Origin of the sequence: Streptomyces sp. NBC_01003 (genome assembly GCF_045162695.1) — a bacterium.
GTDB lineage: Bacteria > Actinomycetota > Actinomycetes > Streptomycetales > Streptomycetaceae > Streptomyces.
The window spans coordinates 6,785,686-6,803,391 of record NZ_CP108707.1 but is presented as its reverse complement, the minus strand read 5'-3'; the positions used below and the strand labels follow the sequence as shown (position 1 = coordinate 6,803,391).

At 73.7% G+C, this 17,706-nt stretch carries 11 protein-coding genes; 7 read left to right on the top strand and 4 right to left on the bottom strand.

Annotated elements, in window-relative coordinates:
• Positions 1-9: 9 nt before the first annotated feature.
• Entirely contained in the window at positions 10-618 is a 609-nt protein-coding gene (locus OG698_RS30965; RefSeq protein WP_406106914.1) for a hypothetical protein, read from the top strand.
• Between the two features lie 55 nt (positions 619-673).
• Here OG698_RS30965 and OG698_RS30960 read toward each other — a convergent pair whose 3' ends face one another.
• A complete protein-coding gene (locus OG698_RS30960; RefSeq protein WP_399979906.1) occupies positions 674-1,384 on the bottom strand; it encodes a FadR/GntR family transcriptional regulator in 711 nt (236 codons plus the stop codon).
• Positions 1,385-1,552: 168 nt separating this feature from the next.
• On the opposite strand from OG698_RS30960, the gene OG698_RS30955 reads away from it, so the two are divergent.
• Positions 1,553-3,001: an acyl-CoA synthetase gene (locus OG698_RS30955; protein WP_406106912.1), complete on the top strand. Its 1,449-nt coding sequence runs from the start codon at positions 1,553-1,555 to the stop codon at positions 2,999-3,001.
• Positions 2,994-4,346 (top strand): carboxyl transferase domain-containing protein, encoded by a 1,353-nt coding sequence (locus tag OG698_RS30950; protein ID WP_406106910.1) that lies wholly within the window; start codon positions 2,994-2,996, stop codon positions 4,344-4,346. The genes OG698_RS30955 and OG698_RS30950 overlap by 8 nt, the downstream gene beginning before the upstream one ends.
• Positions 4,347-4,725: 379 nt before the next feature.
• Here the strand turns inward: OG698_RS30950 and OG698_RS30945 are convergent, their stop codons facing one another.
• The 3 genes from OG698_RS30945 to OG698_RS30935 form a co-directional block, all read right to left on the bottom strand.
• Complete coding sequence (locus tag OG698_RS30945) at positions 4,726-5,598, bottom strand: LLM class flavin-dependent oxidoreductase (RefSeq protein ID WP_406106908.1); 873 nt, start codon at positions 5,596-5,598, stop codon at positions 4,726-4,728.
• 125 nt (positions 5,599-5,723) lie between these two features.
• Complete coding sequence (locus OG698_RS30940) at positions 5,724-5,819, bottom strand: putative leader peptide (protein WP_406106907.1); 96 nt, start codon at positions 5,817-5,819, stop codon at positions 5,724-5,726.
• Positions 5,820-6,065: 246 nt separating this feature from the next.
• Complete coding sequence (locus tag OG698_RS30935) at positions 6,066-9,740, bottom strand: S8 family serine peptidase (protein WP_406106905.1); 3,675 nt, start codon at positions 9,738-9,740, stop codon at positions 6,066-6,068.
• A gap of 258 nt (positions 9,741-9,998) precedes the next feature.
• Between OG698_RS30935 and OG698_RS30930 the strand changes: the two genes are divergently transcribed.
• The 4 genes from OG698_RS30930 (at position 9,999) to OG698_RS30915 (ending at position 17,705) form a co-directional block, all read left to right on the top strand.
• Entirely contained in the window at positions 9,999-10,337 is a 339-nt protein-coding gene (locus OG698_RS30930) for a CU044_2847 family protein (RefSeq protein ID WP_100591881.1), read from the top strand.
• Positions 10,334-12,040, top strand: a complete 1,707-nt coding sequence (locus OG698_RS30925) for a trypsin-like peptidase domain-containing protein (protein ID WP_406106903.1) — start codon at positions 10,334-10,336, stop codon at positions 12,038-12,040. The genes OG698_RS30930 and OG698_RS30925 overlap by 4 nt, the downstream gene beginning before the upstream one ends.
• Positions 12,041-12,154: 114 nt before the next feature.
• A complete protein-coding gene (locus OG698_RS30920; protein WP_406106902.1) occupies positions 12,155-13,174 on the top strand; it encodes an AAA family ATPase in 1,020 nt (339 codons plus the stop codon).
• Positions 13,164-17,705, top strand: coding sequence for an SAV_2336 N-terminal domain-related protein (locus OG698_RS30915; RefSeq protein WP_406106900.1), 4,542 nt, complete (start codon positions 13,164-13,166; stop codon positions 17,703-17,705). The genes OG698_RS30920 and OG698_RS30915 overlap by 11 nt, the downstream gene beginning before the upstream one ends.
• The last annotated feature ends 1 nt before the right edge of the window (position 17,706 follow it).

The window sequence follows — 17,706 nt, the reverse complement described above, 5'->3', positions numbered from 1 at the left end:
TGCGCGACCATGGACCGTATGTCAGCGCGACGCACGCCCGCCCCCACCGGCGAGCCCTTCACGGTCACCGACTTCCAGCTGGTCCTGCTGCGCCGCATGGCGGACCACAACCCGGACCTTGTGGAGGACGCGCGCCGGCAACTCGGCGCGACGGTGGCACAGATGCGGGAGGCGAACCGCCGCTACCAGGCCAGGCGCCATGTGAGAGGCCCGCTCACCACACGGTCCCTGTACCGCTCGCTCCTCGGCGCCCCCGAGCACACCGTCACCCGGCACATCGGCGACGTGACGTGCGAGGCCCTGCAATGGAGCGTGCCGCTCTGGCCCGGTCTTCTCTTCGAGGCGCTGGCCGGCCCGAACGGCGCGGTGTGGAACGAGTGGCTGGTGCGGGCCCCCGGCGCACCCGCGCCCGCGCTCCGCACCCTCGACGACCTCGTGCCCTGGTCCTGCACCGTGGACGAGGTGTCCGAGGCGTTCCCTCCGGCCCGCCCGCTGGAGGGCTCGGCGCCCACGCGCTGGGGTCTCGCCTTCACGGCGCCGGACACGGAGGGGACGCCTCGAGAGGTCAAGGCGGAGTTCACCTACGGACTGCTCCAGCGGTGGACACTCACCGGCTGAAGCCGGCTGGTCGGCAACCCCATTGCGGGGTCTTTGCGGGGTCCTTGCGGGGGGGCTACTCGCCCTCGTCCGGGTCCCAGTCCAGGAGCCGTACCTTCGCCACCGTCCGTACGTGGCGGCGCATCGCCGCCGCGGCCTGTGCCGGGCGGCCCGTCTCGATCGCTTCGAGGATCGCCCGGTGCTGGGCGAGGGAGCGGGCCGGGCGGCGCGGCTGACGCAGGGACTCGGTGCGGGACTCGGTGACCTGGTCGGCGATGGACCGCATGAACTCGGCGAGGAGCGCGCTGTGGGCGGCAGCGGTGACGGCCGCGTGGAACAGCCGGTCGCCCTCGACGCCGTGGCCGCCCTGCTCGATGTCGGCCACCATGCGGTCGAGCGCCGCGTGCAGGGCGGCGAGGTCCTCGTCGGTGCGGCGTTCGGCGGCCAGCTCGGCGAGCTTGGTCTCCAGGGCCTCGCGCGCCTCCAGGACGTCGGGCAGCCGGCGCCGGCGCTCCACCATCCGCTCGACGGGCTCCGCGTCGAGGCTGTCGCGCATGAGGTACGTGCCGCCGCCGTGCCGGGCCTCCACCAGGCCCTGGACCTCCAGGACGGTGATGGCCTGCTTCACGGAGGCGCGGCTCACGCCGAGGCGGGCGGCCAGGTCGCGCTCGGGCGGGAGGCGGTCACCGGCGCGCAGGCCGCCCTCGGCGACGTAGGAGCGAAGCCGGTCGAGGACCTGCTCGTACAGGCGCGGCCTGGCCGTCATCGGCCGCAGTGCGTCGGTCATGGGGCCCTCCTCCCTGGGGTTCCGCAGCGTAACAGCGGGCCGAACAAATGGCCCAGTGGCTGAACCAATCTTTCGGCGCATCCTTGACGTACGGGCGACGCCACCCCCACATTGGTTCAGCCACTTGGCCACTGCCGTCACTGTCGACCGCCGCTAGGAGCGCCACCCGTGTCCCTGCTCTTCCCCGCCCTGGCCCACGACCCCGACCGCCCCGCCCTGCGCTTCGGCGACCGCTCCCTCACCTACGGGGAGCTGGCCTCGGCGGCCGGAGCCCTGGCCGCGCGCCTCGACGGCGCGAGCCGGGCCGCCGTGTGGGCGACGCCCACCCTGGAGACCGCCGTCGGCGTGGTCGCGGCGCTGCTCGCGGGCGTGCCCGCCGTGCCGCTCAACCCGAAGTCGGGCGGCGGCGAACTGGCGCACATCGTGGCCGACAGCGCCCCGGACGTCGTGCTCGCCGCGCCCGGGACCGAACTCCCGGACGCGCTCGGCGACTTGAGGTTCGTCGGCATCGATGTGGACGCGTCGGGCCCGACCCGCGAATGGCCCGAGCCGGACGCCTCGGCGCCCGCATTCGTCGTCTACACCTCCGGCACCACGGGCCCGCCCAAGGGCGCGGTCCTGCCGCGCCGCGCGGTCACCTCGACCCTGGACGCGCTCCAGGACGCCTGGGAGTGGACCGGCGACGACGTCCTCGTGCACGGCCTGCCGCTGTTCCACGTGCACGGCCTCATCCTGGGGATCCTCGGCCCCCTGCGCCGCGGCGGATCGGTGCGCCACCTGGGCCGGTTCAGCACGGAGGGCGTGGCGCGCGAGCTCGGTAGCGGGGCGACCATGCTGTTCGGGGTGCCGACGATGTACCACCGCATCGCCGAGGCGCTGCCCGCCGAGCCGGAGCTGGTGAAGGCCCTGTCGGGGGCGCGGCTCCTGGTGTCCGGTTCCGCGGCGCTGCCCGTGCACGACCACGAGCGGATCGCCGCCGCGACGGGCCGCCGCGTCATCGAGCGGTACGGGATGACGGAGACCCTGATGAACACGAGCGTGCGCGCGGACGGCGAGGCGCGGGCGGGCACGGTCGGCGTGCCGCTGCCAGGTGTCTCGGTGCGGCTCGTGGAGGACGACGGCGTCACGGAGATCCCGGCCGGCGACCCGGAGGCGGTCGGCGAGATCCAGGTCAGGGGCCCCAACCTCTTCACGGAGTACCTGAACCGGCCAGACGCGACGGCCGGCGCGTTCGCCGACGGCGGCTGGTTCCGCACCGGCGACATGGCGGTCCGCGACCCGGACGGCTATGTCCGCATCGTGGGCCGCAAGGCCACCGACCTCATCAAGAGCGGCGGCTACAAGATCGGCGCGGGCGAGATCGAGAACGCGCTGCTCGAGCACCCCGGGGTGAGCGAGGCCGCCGTCACCGGCGAGCCCGACGACGACCTCGGCGAGCGCATCGTGGCCTGGATCGTCCCGGCCGACGCCGAGCAGCCCCCGGCCGCCGACGAGCTGGCCTCCCATGTCGCCGACCGGCTCGCCCCGCACAAGCGCCCGCGCGTGGTGCGCTACCTGGAGGCGCTGCCCCGCAACGACATGGGCAAGATCATGAAGCGGGCGCTCCCCCGTGGCTGACGCCGTGCGGCTCTCCGCCCGCGAGGCGCTCGCCGCCGTCACCGACCCCGGCACCTTCACCGAACTGCCCGCCCCCGACGGCACGTACGCGCCCGACGGGCCGCTCTCCTGGGAGGGCTACGACGCGGCGCGGGCCCGGGCCACCGCCCGCACCGGCGAGGCCGAGTCCGTGGTGTGCGGGACGGCGTCGGTCGGCGGGACCAGGGCCGTACTGGTCTCCTTCGAGTTCGGCTTTCTCGGGGGCTCGCTCGGCGAGCGCACCGGCGACCGCATAGAGGCCGCGTACGCCTTCGCCCGCGCGCACCGGCTCCCCGTCGTGCCGCTGGTCGCGACGGGCGGCAGCCGGATGCAGGAGGGCATGCGGGCGCTGACCCAGCTCCAGCGCGTGGCACGGCAGTCGGCGCTCACGCGGGAGGCCGGGCTTGCGCAGGTGGCGGTCCTGCGCGACCCGACGACGGGCGGCGGCTGGGCGACGCTCGGCGCGGGCGCCGATGTGATCCTGGCGCTCGACTCGGCACAGGTGGGCTTCGCGGGCTCGCGGGTCAGACCGGCGGACGCGGACCCGGCGGCGTACTCGGCACGCGGCCAGTTCGCCGCAGGCGCGGTCGACGCGGTGGTGCGCCCCGATGACCTGGCGGAGACCCTCGCCGGGTGGCTGCGCCTGCTCACGCGCCCGTCCGACGACCCCGCCCCGGTCCCGTACGCCCTCGGCCGCGGCGACCTGCCCGCCACGGGCCGCGACGCGGTGAGCCGCGCCCGCGCTCCCGAACGGCCCCGCGCCGACGCGTACTTGGACGCGTACTTCACGTCCCGGGTCACGGTCCGCGGCGACCGCTGCGGCGGCACCGACGACGGTGTGCTGTGCGGGTTCGGGGAGAGCGCGCGGGACGGCAGGACGGTCGCGTACGCCGCACAGCTCGGTACGGCGACACGGCCGGCCGGCTACCGGACAGCGGCGCGACTGGTGCGGCTGGCCGGACGGCTCGGTGTGCCCGTGCTGACGCTGGTGGACACGCCAGGTGCGGCCAACGACGCGGAGGCGGAGCGGTCGGGGGCGGGCGCCGCCATCGCGGACCTGTTCACGGCGCTCGCCGCGTCGCCGGTCCCGGTCACCACGCTGGTCGTGGGCGAGGGCGGCTCGGGCGGGGCACTCGCCCTGGCCGCACCGGAGAACACCTGGGCGACGCCGGACAGCTACTTCTCCGTCATCGCGCCCGAACTCGCCGCCGCGATCCTCAAACGCGACCCGGACGAGACGGACGCGACGGCCGACCAACTCCACCTCAGGCCTCAGGACTTGGTGGAGCTGGGCGTGGTGCGCGGCATCGCGGGGACGGCGCCGTGAGTAACTCCGCACGGCGTGACGGGGCATCACGAGGCCTCGCAAATACGAACAGGGGAGCAGTTGTTCCCTGGAACAGGTGATCGTGTCGCCAGGAATTGCATGAGGCGTCGGTGACCAACGATGCTTACGGTGCGCAAGCAACGGGATGCAGACCGTAATTGCGAACCCGGCCCATGTCCCATACGTGGCCGGGGAGTTGGTCCCACACATGCAACACCGCTAGGAGAACGCGCCACCATGAACCTGATCACCGACATCCTCGCCGGCCTCGCCCACTTCGTCGGCTGGCTCGTCTGACGCCGGACCGCGCAGGTCACGCGGAGTCAACCGCGGCGGCGCCGTCTCCCCCGGTCCCACGGGGAGGCGGCGCCGCCGCGCGTCACGCCCCGCACACCGCGGCCGCGTCCGTGAGGGCACGCAGCCGCGGAAGGATCTCGCCGGCGACGCGGGCCGGCTCGCCGGGACCCGTACAGCCGTAGAGGACGAACTCGTCGATGCCGAGCTGCCGGTAGGCGAACAGCCGACGCGCCACCTCGTCGTACGTCCCGACGACCGCGCCCCCCGCCGGTCCGCTCCTGCCGTCGCCCAGGATCCGGTCCGCCGCGTCCCGCGCCTCGGACGCCTCTGCGCGGCCCACCAGACGCAGGCGGAGCCCGTACCGCAGCCGCGGATTCCGGTCTCGTGAGCGGGTGACGCGCTCCGCGACGACGGCCGGCGGCGCGCTCCTCACCAGCCGCACATCGGCCCGCCGGGCCGCGATGCCGTCGGCGGACGGGGATTCACCCCCGAAGTAGAGCGGCACCGGATGCTCGACGGCCGGGTCGCTCAACTGGGCGCCCTCGACCTGCACATGCTCCCCCTGGAAGTCGATGCGCCTGCCGTCGAGCAGGTCGCGCACGACGGCCATCACCTCGTCGGTGCGCCCGTAGCGCTGGTCGTGGGTCAGCCCGGCGCCGTGCGCGCCGACGTCGAGCCTGAGGCGGCCGCCCGCGAACCGGCGGAACGCGTCCGCCTGTTGGGCGATGACGGTGGGTCCCGCGCTGCCGGCGGGCAGCGCGACGAGGAAGCCGATCCGCTCGGTGCGTCGACAGAGTCCGGACGCGAGCGCCCACGGGTCGGGGCCGCCGGCCGGCATCGAGAGCGAGTCGAACCCGGCGCGCTCCGCGGCCAGGGCCGTGGGGGCCAGCGAGTCGATGTCGGCCGGCCGCCGGGCCGGCAGGTACCAGTGCAGCAGTGGGTGGTTCTCGGGCATGACGACACCTCGGGAATTCGCGCGGGGGCGTGGACTACTGCGGGAACGGGCGCGGGGCCGCCGGAGCGGCTCGAAGGACACGGGACGCGGGCGGGCCGGGCGAGGGAATACCTCCCCGGAGCGCCTCAGGAAAGGGCGTCGGTGCCGGAAGCGGCCGGACAGAGCATCGTCGACACACGCAGAAGATCCACGTGGCGGCGCGAGACGAGTACCGGAGCCATGCACGCATCCTGTCCGCGGCCACAGCACCCCCACAAGGGCGTTCCCGCATGGCGGACAGCGGCGTATCACTGGGTGGACGCCAAGGGTGCCGAGACGCACGCGAAGGCCCGGCGCGGCTGGCTGCCGCGCCGGGCCTTCGGTCAGACGTCCGTACAGGTCAGTGCACCCGTGCAAGCCAGTGCACCAGTACAGGTCAGTGCATCCGTGCGCAGGTCAGAACATCCTTACCGGAAGGGCTACTTCAGCTACTTCACCCCCACCGCCCGGATGATCTCCTGGGTGACCTTGCCGCCCCGGTCGTCGCTCGCCGAGGCGCGCAGGGACACGTACTGCGCATCGCCCGGCACCTTCAGCGTGCCCTTCCAGGACGCGCCGTGCCCGTCGAGCGCGACCTTCGTCCAGGTCTTGCCGTCGTCGTACGAGACCTCGAGGCTGCCGCCGCCGATCTTCCCGGTGTCCGGGGCGCCCTTGACGTACTCGGAGCTGATCCCGACGGGGACCCGGTGTCCGCCGCGGACGTTGCCCGCGAGGTCGGTGTCCACGTCGAAGCCGAGGTTGAGCAGCGGCAGGAACGTGTACCGGTCGGCCGGAGTCTCGGCGGACTTGAACGTCCACTCGGAGTGGCCCTTCGTGGCCAGCTTCCAGCGCGCGGGGTCGAGCGTCGTGTCGGTGACGACCTTGTAGGTGTGCTCGGCCGGGTCGGCGTCCCACACGTGCGCGCCGGAGCCCTTCCTGCGGTCCTTGAGCACCCCGTCGACGTACACGGAGGAGAACTGCGTCTGGGTGCTGTCGCTCCACACGTCGCCGAAGCCGGTGTGGTCGGGACCGGAGTCGCCCCAGCCGGGCACGTTGAACTGGAGGTCGTTGCCGGCGCGCTGCTGGCCCCAGCCGAGACCGGTGCCGAGCCACGGGTGCCAGACCGGCTTGAACCAGTCGAGCTCGGAGTGCTTGCCGCCCTTGTACGTGATGAGGCCGCTGCGCTGCTCCAGGTCGGTCGGGCCCGTCTGGACCGACTCGTGCCACTTCTGGCCGGTGCCGGTGGAGACGTAGTCGGTGCGCTCGGCCGGGTAGTCGATCTTCTCCAGGAAGCCGAGACCGATGGGGAAGGTGTCGGTGATGGAGTAGCGGAACTCGCCGCCCGCCTGGGGCTTCACGGCGTGGAACTTGGCGTCCAGGACGGCCAGTTCGGACTTGCCGGGCCGGTAGGTCAGGTCGCCGCTCGGGACGGCTCCCTTGTGCTCGTCGGTGAGGTCGTACACCCAGGGTGTGTTGCGGGTGCCGGTCATCGTGACGCTGCGGCCCGCCTTCGCGGCCGCGGCGAGCTTCGCGCCGTCCGCGGCGTCGACCGTGGCGATCTGCAGCGGCCGGTCGGTGCCGTCGTCCGTGCCGAACCAGGCGTTGAGCCGACCCGCGGCCTCGTCGGTGACGAACAGCGCCTTGGCGCCCGCGTCCTGCGCGGCCTGGGCGAGCTCGGCCGGGGAGAGCGCGTCGGTGCGGCGTACGAGGACGGCCTTGCCGCGCACGTTCTTGCCGGCGTAGTCGGCGGGTGCGCCGGCGCCCGCGTCCACGACCGCGAGCTTGCTGCGGCCCTCGGTCAGGGTGCTACCGGGCTGGACGACGGCCTCACGGAGCCCGTCCACCTGGAGCGTGGGCTTTCCGAGGCGCCACACGGTGCGGTACTCGAAGGACCCGTCGGTGACCTTGTGGGTGGGTGCCGCGAAGATGCTGTCGTACTTGATGGGCAGCTGGACCGCGGTCATGTAGTCGGCGCCGCCCGCCTTGCGGTCGGCCTCCATGACGAGCTGGCGGGTCTGGGTGGTCCGGCCGACGTCGGCCTTGACCTCCTTCAACTGCCGTCCGTCGAGAGTGATCTCGCGGTCCCGGTCGAGGTTGACCGCGGGGTCGGCGAGGTAGCCGAGCCCGAGGGAGTCCTTGCCGTGGCTGCCGTGCACGTCGAGGAACGTGTCCACGTAGTAGTTGCCCGGCTTCAGGCGCAGCTGGATCGTGCCGGAGTCACCGACGGGCGCGGGGAACGGGTCGGTGTTCTTCACGAGCTGCTGCACGCCGAGATACGCGGCCGTCGCGGCGCCGTCCCGGTCCTTCACATGGACGGTGAGCGTGTACCGCTCCTCCTCCTTGACCATTCCGAACGCCGTGTGCGCCACAGGCTTTCCGGCCACGGACGCGACGATCCGGCCGCTGGTGTTCCCGACGGCGGCCTTGGCGCCGTCACCGGTCACGGTCGTGGAGGCGGTGCCGTGGGCGGGCACGGTCAGCTTGCTGTCGGCGAGCGAGACGACGCCGTCGGACGCGCCCTCCGCGGCCAGCGTCAACTCCACCGCACTGTCGGAGGAGTTGCTGTAGGTGACCGTCTTCGTGACCGGCTTGTTGCTGTCGTACGGCCACTTGTAGAACCCGAGGTCGGCGCTGCCGGTCGCGGTGACGTCCGCGGTCACGGCGTCGGGCACGCTGACGCGCCCCGAGCCCAGGTCGTAGGCGGAGTCGGCGAGCTCCTTGGACGTCGACATCAGCCCGTCCTTGAGCTGCGCGCCCGTCCAGTCGGGGTGCTTCTCGGCGAGCAGGGCGGCGACACCGGCGACGTGCGGCGTCGCCATCGACGTACCGCTCATGGTGGTGTACGGGCCGCTGCCGGAGACCAGCGAGGAGCGGGCGGCGAGGATGTCGACGCCGGGCGCGGACAGGTCGGGCTTGAGCCCGTTGTCCCCGAAGCGGGGGCCCTTGCTGGTGAAGTAGGCGGCCTCGTCGGCGGAGTCGACGGCGCCGATGGTGAGGGCGGAGTCGGCGGCGCCGGGCGAGCCGATGGAGCCGGGGGCGCCGGCGTTGCCCGCGGCGATGACGAAGAGGGCGCCGGTCTCCTTGGACAGCGAGTTCACGGCGGCGGCCATCGGGTCGGTGCCGTCGCTCGCCTCGGACGAACCGAGGCTCATCGAGACGACCTTGGCGTGGATGTCCTTGGCGGCCCACTCCATACCGGCGATGATCTGCGACTCGCTGCCGGAGCCCTCGTTGCTGAGGACCTTGCCGACGGCGAGGGTCGCACCGGGGGCGACACCCTGCTCCTTGCCGTCGGAGGCGGCGCCGCTGCCGCCCACGGTCGAGGTCACGTGGGTGCCGTGGCCGTTGCGGTCCGCGACCTCCTGGCCCTCGATGAAGGACTTGGACTCGGTGACGCGGGACGCGAGGTCGGGGTGCGTGGCGTCGTAGCCGGTGTCGAGGACGGCGACCTTGACACCCTTGCCGGTGAGCCCGGCCTCCCAGGCCTTCGGGGTGCCGATCTGCTCGTTGCTCTCGGCCATGTCGGCCTTGACGCGGCCGTCGAGCCAGATCTTGCCGATGCCGTCGGCGAAGTCCTTGCCCTCGGGGGCGGTCACGGCGTTCCAGAACGTGCGGCCCTTGCCGGCGTCCAGGGCGGCGCCACCGATGCTGTCGAGGCCGCGGGTGCGGTCGGCGCCCTTGGGGGTGCGCGCGGCGGAACGGGCGCTCTTGCCTGCGTACGACACGATGAGCGGCGTCGCATCGGCCTTGCTGTCGGCAAGCCCCTGGCGTATCAGCTCACTCACGTCGAAGAGCCGCGCGTCCAGCGTTCCGGCCGCGAGGTAGGGGCGCGCCTCGTCCGGTACGACGCTGATCTTCCCGTCGTTCACCTGGGTCCTGACGGCGCCGGTCGCGCCCTTCGCGCGGTCGACGGTGACGGCCTTCTTCTCGCCGCCGAGGTCGGTGACGGTCACCTTGTCGCCGGTCACCAGGGTCACTGTGTGGGCGGCGCGGGCGGCAGGCGTGGTGGCGCGGGCCGCCGGGGCGGTGGTGTCACCGGCGACGGCCTGCCCGCCCGGAAGCAGCGCGAGCGCGAGCCCGGCCGACAGCAGGGCCGCGCTCCGTCTCGCTGGTCCTCTGGTCATCGTTGCCTCTCTTCGTAGGCCTCGGGTATGGGGTGTTACCCGAGCGCTGCGAAGAGTGTGAAGTGCGCACTGTTACGGCGACATTGACGGGACCTGGCGGGAAGCTGCCCTGGCGCCTTCCCGCCAGGAGGCCATCCGGACACGATCCGGACGCCGTCCCGACGCCGGCGTCCGCGTGCGGCTGACAGCCTCAACGCCCCTCGGCCACAATGGCGTCAGGCATGTGCCACACGTTTCGACCGGTTTCACGGGGGCGGCATGGACGGTTTGGTGGAGTACGAGACCAAGGACCACACGACCGTGGTCTTCGAGGCGTCCGACGAGACGGGGGTGCGGCTCGTCTCGCGCGGGGGCCTGCCCACGGCGCAGGCGGTCGGTACGTTCGAGTCCGCGCTCGACGGGGCGCGCTCGGCTGCCGAGTCGGCGCTGCGGGTCTTTCGCGAGGGGCCGCTCAAGCCGGACGGCGTGGAGATCGAGTTCGGCGTGAAGATGTCCGCCGAAGCGGGCGCGGTGATCGCCAAGGGCACGGCCGAGGGCCATCTGGTGGTGAAGCTCACCTGGTCGGCGAAGGACCGCACGGCCACGGACGACGCGTGAACAGCGCGCGCTGGCACGCCAGGATCGAGTGCGGGCGCCAGATCGGGGCCGGGTTCCTGGTGACCGGCCGCAAGGTCGTGACCTGCGCCCATGTGATCGCGGACAGCGGCGCCGCGCCCGTCACGGTCACGTTCCCGCACCAGGCGGGCGCGGCCGCCGTACCGGCGCGGATCGTCTCGCACGGCGGCTGGGGCGGCCGCCCCACCGACCCCGGCGACCTCGCCGTCCTCGAACTCGACGAGGACGCGCCGGTCGACCCGGCCGCCTTCGCCCCGGCCGGCGCAGCGTTCGGCGAGCCGCCGCGCAAGCTCGTCGCGTACGGCTTCCCGCGCGGCTACGACGAGGGGACGCTCGCCGAATACCGGGCCACCGCCGCCCAGTTGATCGGCGGCGAGTGGATCCAGCTGGAGGCGTGGAACGGGCACGGCCAGCCCCTGGAGGCCGGGTTCAGCGGCGCCGCGGTCGCGCTCGCCGGCACCGGAGAGGTCGTCGGCATGGTCACGGCGACCGGCGGGCGCGGCGTGCGCAACGGCCGGATGCTGCCCACCCACGTCATGGCCCGCTACTGGCCCGAGCTCGGCGAGCGCCTCCCCACACCCGCCCACGAGGACGCGGACCGGGACCGGCTGCGCGTCCTCGTCGAGAAGGCGGCGCGCGCGGGCCTCCACTGCTCGCCGCAGCGCCTCTATCTCGACGCTGCGGGCCCGTTCGGGCCGCCCGTGCCGCCCGGCGGCTTCGACTCCCTGTGGGCCGCGGCCTGGTACGTCCTGTGCGAGCTCGACGACCCGGAGTCGGTGACCCGCTTCGCGGACCGGCTCGACGCCCTCCTCGACGCGCCGCGGACCGGTGCCGCCGCCCGCCACGACCGGCCCGACTGGTCGCCGATCCTCGTCGAGATCGACCGCAGCGGTGCGGGCGGCGACCAGGTCGTCGTCGAGGTGTCGGCGTACAGCGCGGGCCGCCGCCACCCGGTGGACTCGCGCACCCTGGCGCACGGCGAGCTGCGCCCGTACGTCCGCGAGCGCATCGACGAAGCCTTTTCCCATCTCGCCCCGGACACCGACGAGTTGATCGCGTTCGCCCTGCCCCGCGAGTGGCTGAACTGGCCCGTCGACCAGTGGGAGAGCGGCCCCGACGACCCCACGCCGCTCGGCTGCTCGTACCCGCTCGTCGTCACCGACCACGCGCGGCGCAGGGGCGGCCTGCGGCACCGGCTCACCCGCCGGTGGCAGGGGATCGACGCGGGCGCGAACGCGCTGGTGCACCGCGTCGAGTGCGACAGCGGCGAGGACCCGAGGAAGCTGCGGCTGCGGCTGCGCGCGGCCGACGTCGCCGGGTTCGCGGCGCCGCCCGCGGCAGGACACGCCCGCCCCCGCTTCGACACCGCGCTGACCAAGCCGGTTCCGGTCCTGCTGTGGCCGCGCTCGGGGTGCGGCGGCGAGCACGCGGGGGCGGGGGCGGGGGCGGGCAAGGGGAACGGCGACTGTGGGGGCTCGGCTTTCCTGGATGCGATCGGCCCGTACGTGTCCGGTGTGACGCCGGCCGAACTGCCACGCCACATCCTCTCGTTGCGCGAGACGGCCGACGCGGCGGACGACCCGGACGGACACTGGGCGAGGGACGTCCAGCTCCTGTGGGACGACCCGCGCTGCTTCCCGGACCCGCACGCCACGACCGCCCATCTGCATTCACCCGTCGCCTGACAGCCATCCAAAGAACGCACCCGCCGCCTGACCTCATCCGAAAACGCACCCGTCGCCTGACCACGCGTCGCCCGATCACCCGCCACACCCGCCCCTGTTACGGAGATCCGGATCATGCCCCTGTGGCCCGTCTACACCGGTACGACCGAGCCGCACGACGGCATCGACGAGCTCCCCGCTCCCCCGCCGTGGCGCGCCTTCGACGGCGGTCCCGCCCTGCCCGCCCCGGCCGACAGCGACGACACGGCGGCGGTCTCCCCGGACCGCGTGCACCGCGCCCACACCTATCGGGCCACCCCCGAGAGCATCCAACTCGTCAACGCCGCCCTCTACTTGCGCCGCCCGCTCCTCGTCACGGGCCCGCCCGGCACCGGCAAGTCGTCCCTCGCGTACGCGGTCGCCCGCGAGCTGCGCCTCGGCCCGGTCCTGCGCTGGAACATCACGAGCCGCAGCACACTCGCCGACGGCCTCTACCAGTACGACCCGCTGTCGCGCCTGTACGCGGCAAGGGGCGCGGACCGGCCCGTGACCGGCGGCGACAGCGGCGTCGAGGACCATCTGCGCCTCGGCCCCCTCGGCACGGCGCTCCTCCCCTACACCCGCCCCCGCACGCTGCTCATCGACGAGATCGACAAGAGCGACCTCGACCTGCCCAACGACCTCCTCAACATCCTGGAGGAGGGCCAGTACGAGATCCCGGAGCTGGCCCGCGCCGCGCGGCACACGCCGGACGCCGGCGCGGAGGTGATGGCGCACGGAACGGACGCGCGGGTCCCGGTCGTGCGCGGCCGGGTCCGCTGCCGGGCGTTCCCGTTCGTCGTCCTGACCAGCAACGGCGAGCGCGAGTTCCCGCCGGCGTTCCTGCGCCGCTGCGTCACGCTGCGCCTGCGCCGCCCCGACGAGACCCACCTCGCGGAGATCGTCCGCGCCCACCTCGGCGAGCCCGACGAGCACGCCCGGCCCCTGATCGCCCGCTTCCTGGCCCGGGCGGGCAGCGGTGAACTCGCCACGGACCAGCTCCTCAACGCGATCTACCTGACGGGCGCGGCGGGCCTGGACGAGACCTCCCGCGACGAGCTGGCGGAGCGCCTGATGCCGTATCTGAGCCGGGCGGCCGACCCCGATGCGCACTGAACTCGCCCACCTCGCAGCCGCCCTGACGGCGGCGTCGGGCGGCACGGCACCGACACCGGTGGAACTGGCGGAGCTGCTGTGGCTGGCGGGGCGGCTGGAGGATGCCGACGGCCACTCCGACCCGGAGGCCGAGCCCCCGCCCCAGAGCCCGCCTCCGGATCCGGCGACCGGGACCACGCCGACCCCGCACCCCCGGCAGCCCACCCCTCGTACGCCCCCGAAGGCACCCGCGCCCTCGCACCGCACGCCCCGGATCCGCGACCGGGTCCCGCTGTACATGGACCAGTCGGAGGACCCCGCGGCGGCCACCCCCGCCTCGCTGCTCGCCCCGGCACCCCCGATGCTGCGCCACCCGCTCCCCCTCCAACGAGCCCTGCGCCCCCTGAAGCGCAGCGTCCCGTCGCTCACGGGCGGGCGGGTCCTGGACGAGCGGGCCACGGCCGACCGCATCGCACGCCTCGGCGCGCACCCCTCCTCCTGGGTGCCCGTCCTGCGCCCCGCTCCCGAACGCTGGCTGCGCCTGATCCTGCTCCACGACACCGGCCCGACCATGCCCGTCTGGCGGCCACTGGTCCGCGAACTGCACGCCGCGCTCGCCCAGTCGGGCATCTTCCGCACGGTCACCGTGCACCGCGCCACGCCCGACGGCCGCGTCGACCACCTGGCCGTACCGCACGACGGCCGCACGGTCGCCCTCCTGCTGAGCGACTGCACGGGTCCGCAGTGGCGGCAGAGCGAGGCGGGCCTGCGCTGGCTCCGCACGCTCCACACCCTCGCGTCCCGCATGCCCCTGGCCGTGATCCAGCCACTGCCCGAACACCTCTGGCGCACCACGGCGCTCCCGGCCCGCCCGGGCCGCCTCACCGCGCCGCACGCCGCGGCCCCGCTCTCCTCCCTCGGCTTCACCCCGTACGACGGCGGCGAACCCGGCCCGCCCCGGCACCCGGACGCGGTCCCCCTGCCGGTCCTCGAACCCGCCCCGGCCTGGCTGGCCAACTGGTCCCGCCTGACGGCGACCGCGGGAGGCGTCCATGTCCCCGGTGCGGCGGCCTGGCTGTCCCCGTCGCCGGTCACGGACGAGCCCCGCGAGGACGTCGCCTCCCTCACCCCCGAGGACCTCGTCCTGCGGTTTCGCGCGACGGCGTCCCCGCAGGCCTTCCGCCTGGCGGGCCATCTGGCGGTCGGGGTCCCGCACCTGCCGGTGATGCGCCTGGTCCACGCGGCTCTGGAACCTGAGCCGCGCCCGCAGCACTTGGCCGAGGTCATCCTCAGCGGCATGCTTGCGACGGCTCCGGGTCCCCCGGGCTCGTACGTGTTCCGGGACGGCGTACGGGACCTGCTGCTGCGCTCGCTGCCCCGCACCGCACGCGGCCGCACGTCCGAACTCCTCGGCCGTGTAGGTGCGTTGATCGACGAGCGGGCCGGGGTGGCGGCCGGGGAGTTCCGGGCGGCGACGCGGGGGGCGGACGGGGAGGCGTTCGCGACGGTCAGTGAGGAGAGCGTACGGAGACTGTCGGGCGGAACTCCCTCACCCGGGCTCGGCAGCCGGTACCGGCTGCTGCGGCGGCTCCGGCCCGGCGGAACGGTGTGGGAGGCCAGGGACGGGGAGCTGGACCGCGTCGTGGCGGTGAAGCTGTACGGGCAGATGCCGGCACGGCAGCGCCGCGCGTTCCTCGACGCCTCGCGCGTACTGAGCCGCATCGACCACCCGAACGTGGTGAAGGTCCACGACTTCGGCGTCGAGGAGGACGGCACGGCGTTCACGGCCATGGAGTTCCTGGAAGGTATCGCGCTCAACACCCTGACGTCGGCCGGGGGTTACCGCCTGCCGGAGTCGCTGCGCACCTCTGTCACGAAGCAGCTCGCCCGCGCCGTCGAAGCCGTGCACGCGGCAGGGGTCACCCACGGCGCGATCGGCATGCCCAAGGTCGCCCTCCTCCCGGACGGCACCGTCAAACTCACGCTGTTCGCCCCGGGGAACAAGAGCGGCCCCGACGGCATCGCCGAAGACTTGCACCAACTGGGCGTACTTCTGGACCTGTTGAACATCGGTGCGGCAGCCGACGGCGACGGCGCCCTGATGCCGCTTCATACCCTCGCCGCGGAGGGCCTCATGTCCGGGGACGCCGCCCGTCAGCGGGAAGCTCTGGAAGTACTGCTCAGAAACCTGCCACCCGCCGACCTCGAACCCGCCCCCGCGGACCGGCGCCACTACCGCCTGCTCGGCCCCCTGACGGTCACCCGCAACGGCGCCCCCCTCACCCCGTCCGCCCCCGCGCTCCAGTCCATGCTCGGCATGCTGCTGCTCAGGCACGGCACCCCCGTCAGCCGCGGCGAACTGACGGAAGGCCTGTGGGCCGCCGGCAAACGCCCGGACCGTCCCGACGCCCTCCTCGGCACCTACGCCTCACGGCTGCGCAACGCACTCGGCCCCGGTGCTCTCGCCACCCTCCCCGACGGTTACGCCCTGCACACCAGCACCGACACCCTCGACATCCTCCAGTGCCAGGAGCTGGTCACCCTCGCCGAGACCGAACGCGCGGCGGGCAACCTCCACGCGGCCCGCAACCACGTCGCCGCGGCCCTCTCGCTGTGGCGTGGCACCCCCCTGGACGGCGTACACGGCCCCGCCGCCCACACCGCCCGCACCCGCCTCACCCAGCTCCACCTCACCCTCCACCGCACCCGCGCCGAGCTCGACCTGGACCTGGGCGACGTCGACCGCGCCGCCATCGACCTCGCCGGCCTCGTCCGCGACCACCCCTCCCGCGAGGACTTCCGCCGCCTCCAGGTGATCGCCCTGCGCCAACTGGGCCGTACCGGCGAGGCGTTGGAGGCGTACGAGGAGTACGAGGCGGTAGGCGGCCGGACCGGCCCGGCCCTGGCCGAACTCCACAGGAAGCTGCTGGAGGCACGCGGCGCGGGGGCCTCGCGCTCCACGGCCCACGCCTCGGTCACCTTCGAGGTGGCAGGTGACTCGGATGTCGGACTGGCCCCGATCATCGCCCAGTTGACCGAAGCGGCCGGTCTCACGGCCGGCGACCACGGCCTGCGCAGCGTCCCGGCCGGCTATGAGGTCCTCGTCAAGACGGAACAGGCCACGCAGCGACTGCTGGAGTCGACGGTGACACAGCTGCCCGCGGCCCTCTCCGATGTGCCGACCCGGGTACGCGTCGCCGGGCTGCCCGCAGGAGTGCACGTCACCGTGGTCTTCTGGCCGGCAGGCCCCGACCACCGCGCGACACGCGAGACCATCCACGCCGAACTCGCCGCACATTCCGCGGCGTCCAGTGTCACCGTCTCCCCCGACCTCGTCGACCCGTACACGGTGTCCGCGCTCGGCCTCCGGGCCATGGGCGGGGACCCGCCCGCGTACTGGTACCGCATGCTCACGGCCATGAGCCTCGACCGGATGCACCGCCTTGCGACGGCACTGAACGGCCTGGATCTCCTGCAAGATCCCGCGAACCGCGTGGAGTTCGCCGCGGTCCTCAGCGGACATCTGCACCAGCCCATCGACCTGCGCGTCACCAGCCTCCGCCAGGACACGGTCACCATGGCCGGCGCCGCGCTGAGCGTACCGACCGGGGAACTCGCCCTGGTCAAGACCGTCCGAGCCTTCGAGGGCGCCGACGCGGCTGACGCTTTCACGCGCCTGCTGGGCGGCGACAGCGCGGCGGTCACCGAAGCGGAGCGGCTCCCCCGACTGCTCGACACCGAACCGCCCCCCACCCCACGCACCCTGAGCTTCACCGAGGCACTCGACGTCGCGGAGTCCGATGACGTCCACGCGCTCGACCTGACCCTCGGCATGCAGACGCGCCGCGCCCCGTCCCTCGCCGACACGCTCGCCACGGCCGAGGCGTTCCTCCTGGGCTTCGACGGCCCGCTCCTCCAGCTCTACGCCGGTGCGCGCGCGGCCCGCGACGCCGCCCGCGAACTCACGGCACTGGCAGCGGAACTGCGCGACCCGGAGGAAGCCCTGGCAGGAGACCCCCTGGGCGCCGTCTCGTCACCCATGGAGGTCGACATCCACCCCCTGGACGTCCTGCGCACCTTCGCCCGCCACCGCCGCCTCGCCCAGCCCCTACGGGAATGCCTCGACGCCATCGAGCTGCGCGCCCTGCGCACGGCCCGGCCCACGCGCGACGCGGACCTCCTGATCCGCACGCTCAACTCCGCCGGCCGCCCGGTGTCCGTGGTGAGCGACGTGTCACCGCACGTGGTCTCGGCCCACCTCCAGAACCGCGCCCTCGCCGTCCGCGCGGGCGTCCACGGCCGCTCCGACGACCCCCGCCTCCTCATGCCGAACCCGGACGCCCTGCACCGCGCCCTGCACCAGCCGGGCTCCCCCACCCCGCACGGCGTACTCATCGGCTCGTCCCCCGCGGAACTGACGGCGGCCCGGACGATAGGCCTCCCCTTCATCGGCTACGCCCCGAACCGCCGCACAGCCACCCGCCTGACCGATGCCGGCGCCCGCCACCTGGTCCACAACCTGACAGACCTGCTCGACGCCCTGCACGGCTGAC

What these genes read in the sequence shown, in the direction of transcription:
- OG698_RS30965 (WP_406106914.1), top strand. Translation starts at nt 10, where the DNA reads ATGGACCGTATGTCAGCGCGACGCACGCCCGCCCCCACCGGCGAGCCC.
- OG698_RS30940 (WP_406106907.1), bottom strand. Translation starts at nt 5,819, where the DNA reads ATGGCTCCGGTACTCGTCTCGCGCCGCCACGTGGATCTTCTGCGTGTG.
- OG698_RS30960 (WP_399979906.1), bottom strand. Translation starts at nt 1,384, where the DNA reads ATGACCGACGCACTGCGGCCGATGACGGCCAGGCCGCGCCTGTACGAG.
- OG698_RS30930 (WP_100591881.1), top strand. Translation starts at nt 9,999, where the DNA reads ATGGACGGTTTGGTGGAGTACGAGACCAAGGACCACACGACCGTGGTC.
- OG698_RS30920 (WP_406106902.1), top strand. Translation starts at nt 12,155, where the DNA reads ATGCCCCTGTGGCCCGTCTACACCGGTACGACCGAGCCGCACGACGGC.
- OG698_RS30945 (WP_406106908.1), bottom strand. Translation starts at nt 5,598, where the DNA reads ATGCCCGAGAACCACCCACTGCTGCACTGGTACCTGCCGGCCCGGCGG.
- OG698_RS30935 (WP_406106905.1), bottom strand. Translation starts at nt 9,740, where the DNA reads ATGACCAGAGGACCAGCGAGACGGAGCGCGGCCCTGCTGTCGGCCGGG.
- OG698_RS30915 (WP_406106900.1), top strand. Translation starts at nt 13,164, where the DNA reads ATGCGCACTGAACTCGCCCACCTCGCAGCCGCCCTGACGGCGGCGTCG.